Raw genomic sequence first — 16,325 nt, 5'->3', positions numbered from 1 at the left:
GCACTCCTCCCGGTTCGTCGTCCGCGGTCAGCCTAACCACTGCCTCCGGTGTCGGACAGGGTGCGGCGCGAGGAGGTGATGCGGCCGCTCGGGGAGGGGCGCGCCGGGGCCTCGCGCCCGCCCCCTGGGAGCGTCACCCGGCCGGCGGCTCGGCGCCCACCAGCCACATCGCGAAGAACTGGGCACCGCCGCCGTAGGCGTGTCCCAAGGCCCGCCGGGCGCCGTCGACCTGGTGCTCCCCGGCCTGACCGCGTACCTGGAGTGCCGCCTCCGCGAAGCGGATCATCCCCGAGGCGCCGATCGGGTTGGTGGACAGCACCCCGCCGGAGGGATTGACGGGCAGGTCGCCGTCCAGTTCGGTGACGCCGGACTCGGTAAGCTTCCAGCCCTCCCCCTCCGCGGCGAAGCCGAGGTTCTCCAGCCACATCGGCTCGTACCAGGAGAAGGGCACATACATCTCGACCGCGTCGATCTCGCGGCGCGGGTCGGTGATCCCGGCCTGCCGGTAGACATCGGCGGCGCAGTCCTTGCCGGCCTGCGGGGAGACGAAGTCCTTGCCGGCGAAGAGCGTGGGCTCGCTGCGCATCGCCCCGCCGTGCACCCAGGCGGGCGGGTGCGGTGCGCGGGCGGCTCCGGCCCGGTCGGTGAGGATCATCGCGCAGGCACCGTCGGAGGACGGGCAGGTCTCGGAGTACCGGATGGGGTCCCAGAGCATCGGCGATGACTGGACCTTCTCCAGCGTGATGTCCTGCTCGTGGAGGTGGGCCCAGGGGTTCTTGAGGGCGTTGCGGCGGTCCTTGTAGGCGACGAGGGAGCCGACGGTGTCCGGGGCCCCGGTGCGCCGCATGTAGGCGCGGACGTGCGGGGCGAAGAATCCGCCGGCGCCGGCCAGCAGCGGCTGCTGGAAGGGGACCGGCAGGGAGAGGCCCCACATCGCGTTGGACTCGGACTGTTTCTCGAAGGCGAGGGTGAGGACGGTGGTGTGGACCCGGGCTGCGACGAGGTTCGTGGCGACGAGTGCGGTGGAGCCGCCGACCGAGCCGGCGGTGTGCACCCGCAGCATCGGTTTGCCGACGGCGCCCAGCGCGTCGGCGAGGTACAGCTCCGGCATCATCACGCCCTCGAAGAAGTCCGGGGCCTTGCCGATCACCACCGCGTCGATGTCCGCCCAGGTCAATCGGGCGTCCTCCAGGGCGTTACGGGCCGCCTCCCGGACGAGACCGGCGATCGAGACGTCGCGGCGGGCGGCGACGTGCTTGGTCTGGCCGATGCCGACCACGGCCACGGGCTCCTTGCTCATGACTCCCCCTCCAGAACGGCGACCAGGTTCTGCTGCAGGCACGGCCCCGAGGTGGCGTGCGCGAGGGCGCGGTCGGACTCGCCGCGCTGGATCCGGGCGGCGGCCTCGCCGAGGCGGATCAGCCCGGTGGCCATGACGGGGTTGGCGGCGAGCGCGCCGCCTGACGGGTTGACGCGGACGGTGTCGTCGAGGGCGAGGGCGTGGCGCAGCACGACCTCCTGGGAGGTGAACGGTGCGTGCAGTTCGGCGGTGTCGACGGGGCGTTCGAACGCTCCGGCGCGTTCGGCGGCCAGCCGGGTGGACGGGGAGTCGGTGAGGTCGCGGACGCCGAGGCTGTGTGCCTCGATGCGGTGGTCCAGGCCGCGGATCCAGGCCGGGCGGTCGGTCAGCCGGCGTGCGGTGTCACCGGCCGCGAGGATGACCGCGGCCGCGCCGTCGCCGATCGGCGGGCAGTCGCCGGTGCGCAGGGGGGCGACGAGATGCTCACCCGCGGGCACCTCGCCGCGCAGTTGGGCGTGCGGATTGCCCTCGGCGGCTGCGCGGCTGCGGGCCGCGATCCCGGCGAGCTCCCGCTCGTCGGTCCGTCCCGCGTCGATCAGGGCGCGGGCCTGGAGGGCGGCGAGCGCCACCGAGTCGGGCCACAGGGGCGCGAGGTAGTACGGGTCGAGCTGGCGGGTGAGGACCTCCCGGACGTCGCCGGGTGAGGACTTTCCGTACGCGTAGACCAGCGCGGTCTCCGCCTCGCCGGTGAGGATCTTCACCCATGCCTCGTACAGCGCCCAGGCTCCGTCCATCTCGACATGGGATTCGGAGATCGGCGGCCAGGCGCCGACGCCGTCGAGTGCCATGGTGAAGGAGAAGGCGCGGCCGGCGAGGTAGTCGCTGGATCCGGAGCAGGTGAAGTCGATGTCCCGGGCCTTCAGGCCGGTCCGCTCCAGGACGGAGTGCAGCACCGGCATCAGCATCTCGACCTCGGAGGTCTCCGCGCTGTCGCGGACGTGGTCGCTCTGTCCGAAGGCGACGATGGCGACCTCGCGCATCAGATCAGCTCCTTGTAGTTGTCGTAGTCGGCGTCGGGTTCGCCGGTGGGGCGGTAGTGGTCGGGGAAGCGGCCGCCGTCGGCCCATACGGGCTCCACGCGCAGGCCCATGCGGACCTGGTCGTAGGGGATGCCGCCGATGCGGGCGTGCAGGGCCAGGTCGGCGCCGTCCAGGGCGATATGGGCGTAGACGTAGGGCACTTCGATGTCGTTCGCGCTGTGGCGGGCCTTGATGTTGACGATGCAGTAGGTGGTGACGGTGCCGCGTGGGCCGACCTCGACCTGGGTGTCGGTGGCGATGCCGCAGGTCGGGCAGGCTCCGCGGGGCGGCACGTAGACCTTGCGGCAGGAGGGGCAGCGTTCGCCGATGGTCCTGTGTTCCGCGAGCGCCTGGAGGTAGCGGGACTGGGTGCGGCCCGGTGCGTAGGTGTAGTCGAGGCGGGCGTGGGCGACGATGCCCGTGACTGCTGCTTCCCCTGTTTCCCCTGCGTGCGCGCTCTCCTCCGCCGGAGCGCTCTCCCCCACAGCGTCCCGCTCGGGCGTCCCGTCGTCGGGCTCGAAGCAGGCGATGTCGGTGATCGCGCCGGTGCGCCGGGCGGCCCAGCGGACGCGGACCCGCATGCCGGTGCGGACGGCATCCGGTCCCGGCGCGTCCAGGGCGTGCAGCAGCGCGGTGTCGGCGCCGTCGAGCCGGACCAGCACCCAGGCGAACGGGGTGCCGAGCGGCTGGCCGCGGCGCGGGGCGGGGTTCCAGGCCCAGGTGGTGACGGTGCCGGTCACGCCGACCTCGACCAGGTCACGGATCTCCTCGGCGGTGACCGGATCGTATTCGGCGGGCGGCACGATCACCCGGCCGTCGCTCGCCCGGACGCCGAGGACGGTGCGGTCGCGCAGCCCGGTGAGGAAGGCGCTCTGGACCGGCCCGAGCGAGCGGGTGAAGGGAAATTCCACGACGAGGGGTGCGGTAAGGACCTCTGACATGCGGGTCTCCTTGGCTCAGGTGCGCCGGTAGACGGGCGGGCGTTTCTCCGCGAAGGCCCGGGAGCCCTCCTTGGCGTCGGCGGTGTCGAAGATCGGACAGCCGCGCGCGAGTTCGGCCTTCAGGCCCTCCTCCTCGGTCATGCCGGCGCTCTCGTGGACGGATGCCTTGACCGCCTCGACGGCGAGCGGGCCGCAGGCGTTGATCTGCGCGGCGATCTCCAGCGCTTTCTCCAGCGCGGTGCCGTCCGGAACGACATGGCCGATCAGTCCGATCCGCGCCGCCTCCGCCGCCGGGTAGGGGCGGCCGGTGAGCAGCATCTCCAGGGCGTGGGTGCGCGGGATCTGGCGGGCCAGGCGGACGGTGGAGCCGCCGATGGGGAAGAGCCCGCGCCGGACCTCGAACAGTCCGAAGACGGCGCTCTCACCGGCGACGCGGATGTCGGTGCCCTGAAGGATCTCGGTGCCGCCGGCGACGCAGTACCCCTCGACGGCGGCGATCACCGGCTTGCGGGGCCGGTGGTGACGCAGCATCGCCTTCCAGTGCAGGTCGGGGTCGTCGCGCAGCCGGTCGCGGTACTGCTCGCCGGCCATTCCGTCCCCCGCGAGGGCCTTGAGGTCCATGCCCGCGCAGAAGGCGCCGCCGGCTCCGGTGAGGACGATGGAGCGGATGTCGTCGTCCTCGTCGGCGGCGATCCAGCCGTCATGGAGCCCCACCAGCATCGGCAGCGAGAGGGCGTTCTTCGCCTCCGGCCGGTCGAGGGTGAGCACCAGCGTCGCTCCGACGCGCTCCACGGTGAGGTGCTCGGTACCGCGCGTCCGGCCCGTGGTGTCGCTGTCCGACGGTGTCCCTCCTCGGCCCCGCGTGCGCTCCTCCCGCGCCGCCGCCGCGTCGTCACTGCCCGCAGCGGCGCGCTTTTCGGCCCCTTCTGTCCCACCCATTCCGTCCTCCCGTCTCACGACGTAGAACAGGTTGCAGTAGCCGCACACCGACTTCAAGAGTTTTCTGACAGGTAGTCAGTTTTCTTCGCCGTGGCCCTTCCCTGCTGCTCCCCGCGGCGCTCTAATGACCGCCAAGCCGACGTCCGCCCGGTCTGGAGGAGACGTGGAGTACAACCTTGCCGACCTCTTCGAGTCGATCGTCGACGCGGTTCCCGACCGCGAGGCACTGGTGTACGTCGACCACCCGGGGACGGGGGCCGAGCGGCGCCTGACGTACGCGGAACTGGACCGCGCCGCCAACCGCCTCGCCCACCATCTGCGTGACCGCGGCATCGGCCCCGGACACCACGTCGGTCTGCACCTCTACAACGGCGTGGAGTACCTTCAGGCCGTCTACGCCTGCCTGAAGATCCGCGCCGTCCCGGTCAACGTCAACTACCGCTATGTGGAGGAGGAGTTGGCGTACCTCTACCGCGACGCGGACCTGGTGGCACTGGTCTTCGACGCGGAGTTCACCGCGCGGGTCGCCACGGCGCTCCCCCGGGCGGGCCGGCTTCGACACCTCGTCCGGGTGGGCGCTCCCCCCTCGGACGCCCCCGAGCCGGGCATCCGCCCGGTCCCCCTGGCGGAGGCCGAAGCCGCCGGGTCACCCGACCGGGGTTTCGCTCCGCGTTCGGCCGACGACCAGATCGTCATCTACACCGGCGGCACGACCGGGATGCCCAAGGGCGTGATGTGGCGCCACGAGGACATCTTCCTCTCCGGCATGGGCGGCGGGGCGCCCACCGGCGAGCCGGTGAAGCGCCCGCAGGAACTGGCTGAGCGGGTCGCGGCGGGCGGCGAAGGACTCGTCTTCTTCCCCACGCCCCCGTTGATGCACGGCACCTCCACCCTCACCGCGTTCATCGCCTTCCACTACGGCCAAAAGGTCGTCATCCACCGCAAGTTCGTCCCCGAAGAGGTGCTGCGGACCATCGAGCGGGAGAAGGTGACCTGCGTTTCGTTGGTGGGCGACGCGATGCTGCGCCCGCTCGTCGACGCGCTCGCCGGGCCGCTCCGGGGCACCGACTGCTCCTCGCTGTTCAGTGTCAGCAGCTCCGGCGCGATCCTGTCCGAGACGGTACGGGCCCAGTTCGGCGCCCTGGCCCCCGGCACGATGCTGCTGAACAACTTCGGCTCCTCCGAATCCGGTTTCAACGGCACCGCCACCGAGGACTCCGGCCCGGACAAGGGGTTCCGACTGCGCGTCGACACCCGTATCGCCGTGGTGGACCCGGCCGGCCGCGAGCCGGTCGCGGTCGGCGAGGTCGGCCGGATCGCGCTGCGCGGCCATGTACCGCTGGGCTACTACAACGACCCCGAGAAGACCGCGGAGACCTTCTTCGAGGCACACGGTGACCGGTGGGTCCTGCTGGGCGACATGGCGACGGTCGACGAGGAAGGCATCGTCACCGTCCTCGGCAGGGGTTCTCAGTGCATCAACTCCGGTGGGGAGAAGGTCTATCCGGAGGAGGTCGAGCAGGCCCTGAAGTCCCATCCGGACGTCTATGACGCGCTGGTGGCCGGAGTCCCCGACGAGCGGTGGGGCACGCGCGTCGCGGCCGTCGTCCAACTGCGCCCGGAAGCACCGCCGTTGGATCTGGCGGGTGTCCAGGCACACTGCCGCTCACGGCTGGCCGGATACAAGATTCCGCGCGCCGTCGTCTTCACCGACCACATCCAGCGCTCCCCCAGCGGCAAGGCGGACTACCGCTGGGCGAAAGCCGTGGCGTCGGGCGACCGGGAGGCCTGAGCGGCCGGGGTACGGCCTCCGGCACCACCGGTCGTGCGGCATCCCGTCGTGCGGTCTGCCGCCTCTCGCGCCCGGGACCTGACCGGTTCAGGCACCTGCGCAGACCGACCGGAGCGAGCGGGCCAGCGCCACCGCGTGCAGACCGTCCATATGCCGGTCGTGACCAACCCGCACCGCGGCCGCGGTCAGCAGGGGCCCGCAGTACGGCGCGGAGCGGGCGGCCGGCGAATCGGCGATCGCGCGCACCAGGGCGCCGTTGATGCGGTTGATCTCCTGGCGCACCTCGTCGAGGTCCGGGCGCTCGGTCGGCGCCTGCGAGGGGTCCGCCTCCCACGCTCGGTGCAGTCCCCGCTGGACGACCTTGTTCGCCTCGATCTGGTCCCGGAAGATCCGCACCGTCACCGCCGGGTCCGCCCCCAGCTGCCGTGCCTGCGCGGCCACCGCATCGAGCACCACCTGCTCGCGGGCCGGGTCGTCGATCGGGCCGCCGGTCCCCCACTTGGCCGCGGCCACCAGGTCCCCGGTCGCCAGCCGCTCCGCGGACAGCGCGGCGAGCGGGCGCAGTTGGCCGTACGGAGAGGACGCGGCGACGACCGGGCGGGCGGCCGCCGACGTGTCCGACGGCGCGGCGACGGCCCCGCCGGCTCCGGCGAACAGGACAGTGGCGGCCGCGCCGGTGATCAGCACACGGCGCACGGAGGTGGTCAGCTGCACAGTCGGCCTCTCTCGAACCTTCGGAACGGCCCTCGCTCCCCGGCAGGTCGGCGGTCCGATGACGCGGCCGAACCGGGCGGCGGGTGCGAGGGCGTACGGCCGTGAGCCTAAGCCCTTCCGGGGGCTGCGTGGCGACTACACCTTCCGTGGCGCGATCAGGGTACGCCGCGCCCCGCGGCTCGCCGGGCGCTCTCACGCTCCGGTGACGCCGTCGACGCATTCCCTGAGCAGATCCGCATGGCCGTTGTGGCGCGCGTACTCCTCGATCATGTGGACGAGGATCCAGCGCAGCGAAACGCCCTCGTCACCGACGATCCGGGCCTCCTGGGGCGGCAGCTTGCCCGAGGCGGTCAGCGAGGCGCCGGCGGTGAGCTCGCGGCCGCGCGCGACCTCGGAGCGCCAGGCGGCGAGCACCTCGTCGATGCCGCGGTCCGGGTCGAGCGTGAAACCATCGGCGTTGTCCTCCTCGAAGACGGGCGGCACGTCCTGTGCGGCGAACACCCTCTGGAACCAGTTGCGTTCGATCTCCGCCATGTGCTGGACCAGACCCAGCAGCGTCATCGCCGACGGTGGAACCGGGGCCAGCCGCAGCTGACGGTCGTCGAGCCCGGTGCATTTCAGCGCGAGCGTGGCCCGGTGAAACTCCAACCAGCTCTCCAGCATGGCGCGTTCGTCGGCATGTGCGGGCGGAATCAGACGCCCGTCCGGTGTAGTACCCATGTGCGTCACCCTTCCACAACCCGAAGTCAGGCAGCTGCGGGCGGGCAGCCGGAGGGCGAAGCGGCCCGCGCGGTGCCCGTACACGGAGCACCGCAGGGCTCTGGCACGATGTTGAGTCCCGAAGGAAGGCGAGGGCACACCATGGCCATATGGGACGCGGAGTCGTTCGACCGGTTCGAGCGGACCGGCTGGTCGGGCCGCGCCGACGCCTACCGCGCGGGCTTCGGCCGGGTGACGTCGCACCTCGTCGAGCCGCTGCTGGACGCCGCGGGTGTGGGCCCGGGGAGCCGGGTACTGGACGCGGGCTGCGGGCCCGGTCCGGTGGCCGCCGCGGCACTGCGGCGGGGCGCGAAGGTGACGGCTGTCGACGCTTCTCCCGAGATGGCCGCACTCGCCGGGCGGAGCCACCCCGGCCTCGATGTCCGTATCGCCCTGCTCGACGAACTGCCCTTCGCGGACGGCGGGTTCAACGCCGTCGTCGGCAACTTCGTGATCAATCACCTCGGCGATCCCGCGGCGGGCCTCGCGGAGATCCGCCGGGTGCTCGCCCCCGGCGGGCGGCTCGCGCTGACCGCCTGGGAGAAGGAGGCGATGCGGGCGACCGCGCTGTTCGGCGAGGCGGTCGCCGAGTCGGGGGTGCCGCGCCCCGCCGACGTCCCGGCGGCCGGACCGTTCCTCGCGGGCGCCGAGGGCCCGGACCGTCCGGCCGCCTTCTTCCGGCTGCTGAGCGGCGCTGGGTTCACGGCGCCCGATGTCGAGACCGTCCGGTGGCTGCACCGCGTCGACCCGGCCCAGTGGTGGACGGATGTGGTCACCGGCACCCCGCTGACCGGCGCGGTCATCTCCCGGCTCGACCCGGAAGGGCAGCGGGCCGTCCGCCGGATCTACGACCGCAAGGTCGCCGCGCACGCCGTCGGCGACGGCTTCGTGGCACTGCCTGCCGTCGCCCTCCTCGCGAGCGCGACCCGCCCCGCCTGAGGCGAAGGGGAACGCCGGGCGCGCCCGGCGAACAGGCGCGCGTCGCGGGCAGCTCCGGGCCGCGTCCGCAGAATCACACCGGGCCCGCGACGCGGACATCCGCCAGGGCGTGTCCGCAACGTCCCTTCGTCCGCCCGTAGGGCGGGGTCCGCGGCGTCCGGTGCACTGCGCTCGTTGCACTCGCTCCGTCTCGGCTCGGAGTCGCCTTCGGAGGCCGAGCGCGATCGCGAGGCGGAGGGTCGTCCTCGTAGTGGGTCCACGTGGGCGATCCCGACAACGCAGCGAGCGTGCGTGCCAGACGCCGCGGGCCAGGCGGGACTTCGCGGACACTCCCGCCCTAGGCGTGTGGCGTCAGGAACGTGTTCACCGCGGCGAGGAATTCCAGCGGACGCTCCTCGTGGACGAGGTGACCGGCGCCGTCGATCGTCACCAGACGCGCGTCGGGGATCCGGTCCACCAGGTCGGCGAGGTGCGACTGCGGGATATGGCTGGTCGGGCCGCCGCCGATGACCAGGGTGGGGGCGGCGATCCCGGCGAGGCCGGACCACCAGGCCGGGTCGGGGGCGTTGCGCTCCGCGACCACCGCGGCCTTGGCGCGCCAGTCGAAGGCCAGGGGGCCCTCCGGGGCCTCGGGGACCTCCAGCGGGGGCTCCGCACGCACCGGCGGCGCCGGCTCCTCGACGATCAGCCGCTCCACCCGCTCCGGGCTCGCCTCTGCCGCCAGCAGGGCGGCGACCGCGCCCAGCGAGTGGCCGATGAGCGTCACCCGCTCCAGGCCCAGCGCCGCGAGAAAGCCGATCACGTCGTCCCGCCACCGCTCGAAGCCGTACTCACCCGGCCAGTCGCTGTGCCCGTGGCCCCGCTGGTCGAGGGCGTAGACCCGGTGGGTGGCGGTGAGCCGTGCGACCACCCCGCGCCAGTCCTCGCCGTCCTCCCCGAGGCAGTGCAACAGAACGGCCGGGGGCGCCGCCTCCTCACCCCACACCCGGTATGCCAGCTGGACCTCACCGACCTGCACCTTCTGGACGTCACTCATGCGCTGGACGGTACCCGCGAGCCGTCCGCGTCACGCCCCTTGACGTGTTCGCCGCGCGCTGATTACTTGGATGCGCATTCAGCTACCGAATGATCGGTAGGGAGATGAGGCGGTGACACTGCATGGCGCCAGCGGCCACGGGCGGCGAGAGGTTCGACGAGGCGGAGCGGCTCTCGGGTGACGCGTTGCGCGAACTGCAACTGACGCGGTTGCGGGAGTCGTTGCGGCACGCGTACGACAACGTCCCCTGCTACCGCGAGTCCTTCGACAAGGCGGGGGTACGGCCCGAGGACTGCCGCTCGCTCGGCGATCTCGCCGCGTTCCCGTTCACCGTCAAGGACGATCTGCGCGCGCAGTACCCCTTCGGGATGTTCGCCGTCCCCAAGAGCGAGGTGCGCCGCCTGCACGCGTCCAGCGGCACCACCGGCCTTCCGACGGTCGTCGGCTACACCGAGCGCGACCTGTCGACCTGGGCGGATGTCGTCGCCCGCTCGATCCACGCGGCGGGCGGCCGCCCCGGACACACCGTCCACATCGCCTACGGATACGGGCTGTTCACCGGCGGCCTCGGGGCGCACTACGGCGCGGAGCGGCTCGGCTGCACGGTCGTGCCGGCCTCCGGCGGGATGACCAGCCGGCAGGTACGGATCATCCAGGACTTCCGTCCCGAGATCATCATGGTGACCCCGTCGTACATGCTCACGCTGCTGGACGAGTTCGAGCGGCAGGGCATCGACCCGCGGACCACCTCGCTCAAGGTCGGCATCTTCGGCGCGGAGCCCTGGACGGAGGAGATGCGCCGCGAGATCGAGGAGCGCTTCGCGATCGACGCGGTGGACATCTACGGCCTGTCGGAGGTCATGGGGCCGGGCGTCGCCCAGGAGTGCGTGGAGACCAAGGACGGGCTGCACATCTGGGAGGACCACTTCTATCCGGAGGTGGTCGACCCGATCACCGGTGAGGTGCTGCCGGACGGGGAACACGGTGAGCTGGTGTTCACCTCGCTCACCAAGCAGGCGATGCCGATCGTCCGCTACCGCACCCGGGATCTCACACGGCTGCTGCCCGGCACCGCCCGTCCGGCCTTCCGCCGCATGGAGAAGATCACCGGTCGCAGCGACGACATGATCATCCTGCGCGGGGTGAACCTCTTCCCCGCACAGATCGAGGAGATCGTGCTGCGGACGCCCGGGGTGGCCCCGCACTTCCAGCTGCGGCTGACCTGCGAGGGCCGGATGGACCAGTTGACCGTACGCGCCGAGGCCCGGCCCGACGCGACCACCGAGGAGCGCGCGGCCGCCGTCGGCAGCATCGCCCGCGGGGTCAAGGACGGTATCGGGGTGTCGGTGGTGGTGGAGATCGTCGATCCCGAGACGCTGGAGCGCTCCGTCGGCAAGATCAAGCGGATCGTCGACGCCCGGCCGCGGGACACCGGACGTCGCGCCCCCTGAGGAGCGCGGCCCTGGGGGCACCGGGGCGGCTGTGAGCGAGACCCGCCGCGCTACGGCACGCTCCTGGTGAGCCGGATCAGCTCGTCGTGGGGTCGCCCTTGATCAGTGCGAACGGCGCCCCCGCCGGGTCCTTGAGCATGGCCAGCCGGCCGACGCCCGGGGCGTCGCTCGGCGGCATCAGGACGGTGGCGCCGCGCTCGGCGGCGGTGGCGAAGGTGGCGTCGCAGTCGGTCACGCCGAAGTACGGGTGCCACTCCGGCGCGTTGCCGGCGTCGAGGTTCTCCTGCGGCAGCTGCATGATCCCGCCCTGGCTCGTGTCACCGGGCTTGCCGCCGCCCGGCGAGGAGACGAGGGAGTAGACCATGTCCTCGCCCATGGGCATGTCCTGGTACTCCCAGGAGAACGCCGAGGTGTAGAACTTCTTCGCCCCGGCCGCGTCGGTGGTGAACAGCTCCGTCCAGCACATCGCGTTGACGTCCATCACCTTCTCCAGGCCCTGGACGTCGCCCGGCTGCCATACGCCGAAGTCGGAGCCCTGCGGGTCGGTGAAGGCCGCCATCCGCCCGGCCGTGAAGACGTCCATCGGCGGCACGCGCACCGAGCCGCCGGCCTGCTCGACGGCCTTGCTCGTGGCGTCCGCGTCGCCGGAGTGGAAGTACACCGTCCAGGCGGAGGTCGCCCCCTCCTCCGTCAGCGGGCCGACGGCGCCTACGGTCTTGCCGTCCAGCTGGAAGAAGCCGTAGCCGCCGGCTTCCGGTCCTGCCGACAGGAAGGTCCAGCCGAAGACGGCGGAGTAGAAGGTGACGGCGGCGTCGATGTCCGGAGCGCCGAGGTCGAGCCAGTTGGGTGTACCCGGAACGTAATCGGTCGTCAGCATGGGTGATCCTCCGATGTCCTGGTCGTGACGCCGGCCGGTGGAGCCGGGCGGGCGCACGGTCGGCCGGGGGCGGTGTCCTCGCCGCCGTCCGCAGCAGCCCAGCAGCCCGGCCACGGCCGTACTCCCGCCACTTCCCAGCATGGCAGGGGGCACTGACAGCCGCTCTCCGTGCGCACCCGGGCCGGGCCCGTCCTGGCGCCGACCGCCTTCCGTCCGGTCGTCACGCGCGGTGACCGGTCAGGACGCCCCGAATCGGTCCCGCAGCTCCCGCTTGAGGATCTTGCCGCTGGCGTTGCGCGGCAGCGCGTCCACGAACACCACGCGTTTGGGAGCCTTGAACGACGCGAGGCGGGCACGTGCCGCGTCGATCAGTTCCTGCTCTCCCGGCCCGGCGCCGTCCGCGCGCCGGACGACCACGGCGGTCACCGCCTCGATCCAGCGCTCGTCCGGCAGTCCGATGACCGCGACCTCGGCCACCTCGGGATGCTCGTAGAGGACGTCCTCCACCTGCCGCGAGGCCACCAGCACCCCACCGGAGTTGATGACGTCCTTCACCCGGTCGACCACGGTGAAGAAGCCCTCCGGGTCCCGCACGGCCAGGTCGCCCGAGTGGAACCAGCCGTCGCGGAACGCCTCGGCGGTCTCCTCCGGCTTGTCCCAGTAGCCGGTGCACAGCTGCGGGGAGCGGTAGACGACCTCGCCCGTGGTGCCGTCTTGCACCTCCCGGCCGGTCTCGTCCACGATCCGCGCCTCCACGAACAGCACCGGACGGCCGCAGGAATCCATCCGGCCCACGTGCTCCTGCGGGCCGAGCACCGTGGCCAGCGGCCCGATCTCGCTCTGCCCGAAGCAGTTGTAGAAGGCGAGTGCGGGCAGCCGGGCGCGGAGCCTCTCCAGGACCGGCACCGGCATGATCGAGGCACCGTAGTACGCCTTGCGCAGTCCGCTCAGCTCCCGCACGGCGAAACCGGGGTGCTGCGACAGCGCGATCCACACGGTCGGCGGCGCGAACAGGCTGTCCGCGCGGCCGGCCTCCACCAGATCGAAGATCCGGTCCGGGTCGGGACCGTCGAGGATGGTGTTCTCGGCGCCCACGGCCAGATACGGCAGCAGGAACACATGCATCTGGGCGGAGTGGTAGAGCGGCAGCGAGTGCAGGGGCCGGTCCGTCTCCTTCAGATCCAGCGCGATGACGGCGCTGGTGTACTCGTGCACCAGCGCGCGGTGCGTCATCATCGCGCCCTTGGGCAGCGCGGTGGTTCCCGAGGTGTAAAGGAGCTGGACGAGGGTGTCGTCCGGCAGATCGGCGGCCGGGCGCTCGTCGGCAGACCGGTCGTCAGCGGCGGGGTACTCGGCGAGTCGCACCAGCAGCGAGTCGGCGGCGTCGCTCAGCGGCAGAGTGCGTACGGAGGCGGGCAGCCGGTGCGCGAGTGCGGGGTCGGTGAGCACCAGTGAACTGCCCGACTGCTCGACGATGTACCGCAGATCCTCGCCGGTGAGGCCGTGGTTGACGGGCACATGGACCAGTCCGGCGCGGGCGCAGGCCAGGAATCCGATCAGGTACGCGTCGGAGTTGTGCCCGTAGGAGGCGACCCGGTCGCCGGGCCGCAGCCCGTCGGCGAGGAGCACCCGGGAGGCGACGGTCACCGCGTCGTCCAGTTCGCGGTAGGTCCAGGACCGGTCGGCGTACCGGATCGCCGTCCGCTCGGGCACCCGGCGGGCGCTGCGCCGCAGGACTCCGTCGACCGTGTTGCTGCGCGCTTGCGTCATGGCGCGATCCTCGGCCGCGGTCCGGCGCGGGTCAAGGCGCCCGGCCGTACCGTCTCGTGCCGTCCGCGGGGGCCGCGGCGCCCGGTCCGGATTCTCCGTCCGCGCGAACGCACCGGCACATGACCGACCGCTTGGTACGCTCAACCGCCTTTGCTCTCAAGTCTGTTGGGAGGAACCATGCGCAATCGCCGGAGAACGTTCGCGCTCGCCGGGGTGGCCCTGCTGATATCCGCGGCCGCGCCACCGGACACACCGGCCGGCGCCCGGCACCACCCGTCGGCCGGCGGCCTGTCCGCCGTCATCCGCTACACCGAGTACGGCATCCCACACATCGTCGCCAAGGACTACCCGAACCTCGGGTTCGGGGAGGGCTGGGCGCAGGCCGCCGACCAGGTGTGCACCCTCGCCGACGGGTTCGTGACCCTACGGGGCGAGCGGTCGCGGTATTTCGGCGCCGACGCCGCCCCCGACCAGTCGCTGTCCTCGGCGGCGACCAACCTCTCCAGCGACCTGTACTTCGCCGGCGTCCGGCGGGCGGGCACGGTCGAGAAGCTGCTGCGGCAGCCCGCACCGGCCGGCCCGAGCCGTACCGTCAAGGACCTGATGCGGGGCTGGGCCGCGGGCTACAACGCCTGGCTGAGCCGGCATCGGACCGAGGACCCCGCGTGTGCGGGCAAGCCATGGGTCCGGCCCGTCAGCAGCCTCGATGTGGCCCGGCGGGCCTTCGCGCTTGCCGTACTGGGCGGGCAGGGCCGGGTGGTGGACGGCATCACGGCCGCGGCGCCACCCGGAACCCGTCCCGTGTCGGGTGACCGGTCCGTGCGCGGCGGGGACGGCGGAAAGGACGCCGTGGACGCCGTACGCCGGCTGTTCTCGCAGGACGGCTCGGACATGGGGTCCAACGCGGTCGCGTTCAAGGGCTCCACGACGGCGAACGGCCGGGGCCTGCTGCTCGGCAACCCGCACTACCCCTGGTCCGGCGGCCGCCGCTTCTGGCAGTCGCAGGTCACCATCCCCGGCGAGCTGAACGCCTCCGGCGGCTCCCTGCTCGGCTCCGTCACGGTCTCCATCGGGCACAACGCCGAGGTCGCCTGGAGCCACACGGTCGCCACCGGTGTGACGCTGAATCTGCATCAGCTGACCCTCGACCCTTCGGATCCGACCAGCTACCTGGTCGACGGCGTCCCCCACAAGATGACCCGACGCCTCGTCACCGTCCCCGTCAAGGACGGCCCGGACGTCTCACGCGTCCAGTGGTGGACCCGCTACGGCCCGGTGGTCAGCTCCCTCGGACAGCTGCAACTGCCCTGGACCGGCGGGACGGCCTTCGCCGTGAACGACCCCAACGCGGTGAATCTGCGGGCTGCCGACACCGCCCTGCGCTTCAGCAAGGCGACCGGTGTGGACGGCATCGCGCGCTCGCTGCGCGACACCCAGGGACTGCCCTGGACGAACACCATCGCCGCGGACGCCGCCGGCCACTCCTACTACAGCCAGTCGCAGGTGCTCCCCCGCATCACCGACGACCTCGACCGGCGCTGCTCCACGGCCCTCGGCCGCACCACGTATCCGTCCACCGGTCTCGCGGTACTGGACGGCTCCCGCTCCGAATGCGCCCTCGGGCGGGATCCGGACGCGCTGCAACCGGGCGTCTTCGGGCCGTCCGCGATGCCCACGCTGAAGGACGTGCCCTACGTCGAGAACTCCAACGACAGCGCCTGGCTGACCAACGCCGACCGGCCTCTCACCGGATATCCGAGGGTCTTCGGCACGACGGCGACCCCGCGCTCGCAGCGGACCCGCGGCGCCCTCCAGGACGTCTCGGCGATGGCGGCGCGCGGCGGGCTGACCCTTGACGACCTGCAGCGCCAGCAGTTCGCCAACCGCGCGCCGGCCGGGGATCTGGCCGCCGCCGACACCGCACGCGCCTGCCGTGACCTGCCCGAAGGCACGGCAACGAGTAGTGAAGGCAGGGCAGTTGATGTCTCCGCGGCCTGCCGGGTGATCGGCTCCTGGGACCGGACGATGCGGACCGGCAGCAAGGGGGCACTGCTCTTCGACCGCTTCTGGCGGGGGCTCACCGCGAAGGTCCCGGCAGCGGAACTGTGGCGTGCCCCCTTCGACCCGTCCGACCCGGTAGGCACGCCGCACACCCTCGACACCGCCGCCCCCGAGTTCGCCACCGCCCTCGCCGATGCCGTGAGCGAGCTGCGCGCGGCGCGGATCCCGCTGGACGCGCCGCTCGGTGCGCACCAGTTCGTGGTGCGGGGCGGAAAGCGGATCCCGATCGCCGGCGGCACCGAGGGGCTCGGCATCTGGAACAAGACCGAGGGCCGGTGGGATGCCGCGGCCGGCGGATACCACGAGGTGACCACGGGCTCCAGCTATCTGCAGGCCGTCGGCTTCAACGGCGGTCGCTGCCCCGACGCCCGGGTCCTGCTGACCTACTCGCAGTCCTCCGACCCGGGATCCCCGCACTACCGCGACCAGACCGAGCTGTATTCGGCCGGCCGGATGGTGCGGGCCCGCTTCTGCGAACGGGACATCCTCGCGTCACCGGAGCTTCGGGTGGTACGCGCCCACCAGTGACGACGCGGCGGAGGGGGGGCGGCCCCCCCGGGGGGGGGCCCCCCCCCCCCCCCCCCCCCAAAGGGCGGGGCCCCCCCCCCCCCGCAAGCCGGCGCCCACGCCCGGTGGTTTTGGTGGGTGTGGGGGTTGGGGGCGAGGT

At 72.3% G+C, this 16,325-nt stretch carries 13 protein-coding genes; 4 read left to right on the top strand and 9 right to left on the bottom strand.

The genetic code is table 11. The features are described from left to right. Window positions 1–133: 133 nt before the first annotated feature. Genes ACGFZW_RS28940 through ACGFZW_RS28925 form a run of 4 tightly spaced genes read right to left on the bottom strand, consistent with a single transcriptional unit; the run spans window position 134 to window position 4,316 of the window. Window positions 134–1,300, bottom strand: coding sequence for a thiolase domain-containing protein (locus ACGFZW_RS28940; protein WP_393896187.1), 1,167 nt, complete (start codon window positions 1,298–1,300; stop codon window positions 134–136). Next, entirely contained in the window at window positions 1,297–2,340 is a 1,044-nt protein-coding gene (locus tag ACGFZW_RS28935; protein ID WP_393896186.1) for a thiolase domain-containing protein, read from the bottom strand. The genes ACGFZW_RS28940 and ACGFZW_RS28935 overlap by 4 nt, the downstream gene beginning before the upstream one ends. Then, complete coding sequence (locus ACGFZW_RS28930; protein ID WP_393896185.1) at window positions 2,340–3,320, bottom strand: Zn-ribbon domain-containing OB-fold protein; 981 nt, start codon at window positions 3,318–3,320, stop codon at window positions 2,340–2,342. The genes ACGFZW_RS28935 and ACGFZW_RS28930 overlap by 1 nt, the downstream gene beginning before the upstream one ends. A gap of 15 nt (window positions 3,321–3,335) precedes the next feature. Further along, window positions 3,336–4,316, bottom strand: coding sequence for a crotonase/enoyl-CoA hydratase family protein (locus ACGFZW_RS28925; RefSeq protein WP_393896184.1), 981 nt, complete (start codon window positions 4,314–4,316; stop codon window positions 3,336–3,338). A gap of 106 nt (window positions 4,317–4,422) precedes the next feature. On the opposite strand from ACGFZW_RS28925, the gene ACGFZW_RS28920 reads away from it, so the two are divergent. Continuing rightward, window positions 4,423–6,051, top strand: a complete 1,629-nt coding sequence (locus ACGFZW_RS28920) for an acyl-CoA synthetase (protein ID WP_393896183.1) — start codon at window positions 4,423–4,425, stop codon at window positions 6,049–6,051. Between the two features lie 87 nt (window positions 6,052–6,138). Here ACGFZW_RS28920 and aroQ read toward each other — a convergent pair whose 3' ends face one another. Next, window positions 6,139–6,765: a gamma subclass chorismate mutase AroQ gene (gene aroQ, locus ACGFZW_RS28915; RefSeq protein ID WP_393896182.1), complete on the bottom strand. Its 627-nt coding sequence runs from the start codon at window positions 6,763–6,765 to the stop codon at window positions 6,139–6,141. A gap of 192 nt (window positions 6,766–6,957) precedes the next feature. Then, window positions 6,958–7,485 carry a DinB family protein gene (locus tag ACGFZW_RS28910; protein ID WP_393896181.1) on the bottom strand — a complete coding sequence of 176 codons (528 nt, stop codon included), beginning with the start codon at window positions 7,483–7,485 and terminating at the stop codon, window positions 6,958–6,960. A gap of 141 nt (window positions 7,486–7,626) precedes the next feature. Between ACGFZW_RS28910 and ACGFZW_RS28905 the strand changes: the two genes are divergently transcribed. Continuing rightward, window positions 7,627–8,463, top strand: a complete 837-nt coding sequence (locus ACGFZW_RS28905) for a class I SAM-dependent methyltransferase (RefSeq protein ID WP_393896180.1) — start codon at window positions 7,627–7,629, stop codon at window positions 8,461–8,463. Between the two features lie 337 nt (window positions 8,464–8,800). Here the strand turns inward: ACGFZW_RS28905 and ACGFZW_RS28900 are convergent, their stop codons facing one another. Further along, window positions 8,801–9,499 carry an alpha/beta fold hydrolase gene (locus tag ACGFZW_RS28900; protein ID WP_393896179.1) on the bottom strand — a complete coding sequence of 233 codons (699 nt, stop codon included), beginning with the start codon at window positions 9,497–9,499 and terminating at the stop codon, window positions 8,801–8,803. A gap of 122 nt (window positions 9,500–9,621) precedes the next feature. On the opposite strand from ACGFZW_RS28900, the gene paaK reads away from it, so the two are divergent. Further along, complete coding sequence (gene paaK, locus ACGFZW_RS28895; RefSeq protein WP_393896178.1) at window positions 9,622–10,950, top strand: phenylacetate--CoA ligase PaaK; 1,329 nt, start codon at window positions 9,622–9,624, stop codon at window positions 10,948–10,950. Between the two features lie 76 nt (window positions 10,951–11,026). Here paaK and ACGFZW_RS28890 read toward each other — a convergent pair whose 3' ends face one another. Together ACGFZW_RS28890 and ACGFZW_RS28885 are read right to left on the bottom strand one after the other, a co-directional pair. Further along, window positions 11,027–11,827: a VOC family protein gene (locus ACGFZW_RS28890; protein WP_393896177.1), complete on the bottom strand. Its 801-nt coding sequence runs from the start codon at window positions 11,825–11,827 to the stop codon at window positions 11,027–11,029. Window positions 11,828–12,064: 237 nt separating this feature from the next. Next, a complete protein-coding gene (locus ACGFZW_RS28885) occupies window positions 12,065–13,597 on the bottom strand; it encodes an acyl-CoA synthetase (RefSeq protein ID WP_393896176.1) in 1,533 nt (510 codons plus the stop codon). 177 nt (window positions 13,598–13,774) lie between these two features. Here ACGFZW_RS28885 and ACGFZW_RS28880 point away from each other — a divergent pair, with 177 nt between their 5' ends. After that, window positions 13,775–16,186 carry a penicillin acylase family protein gene (locus ACGFZW_RS28880; RefSeq protein ID WP_393896175.1) on the top strand — a complete coding sequence of 804 codons (2,412 nt, stop codon included), beginning with the start codon at window positions 13,775–13,777 and terminating at the stop codon, window positions 16,184–16,186. Window positions 16,187–16,325 lie beyond the last annotated feature (139 nt).

The sequence above is a fragment of the Streptomyces sp. NPDC048248 genome (genome assembly GCF_043201875.1).
GTDB lineage: Bacteria > Actinomycetota > Actinomycetes > Streptomycetales > Streptomycetaceae > Streptomyces.
The sequence above is the reverse complement of the archived record's forward strand: the minus strand, read 5'-3'. Positions and strand labels throughout refer to the sequence as shown.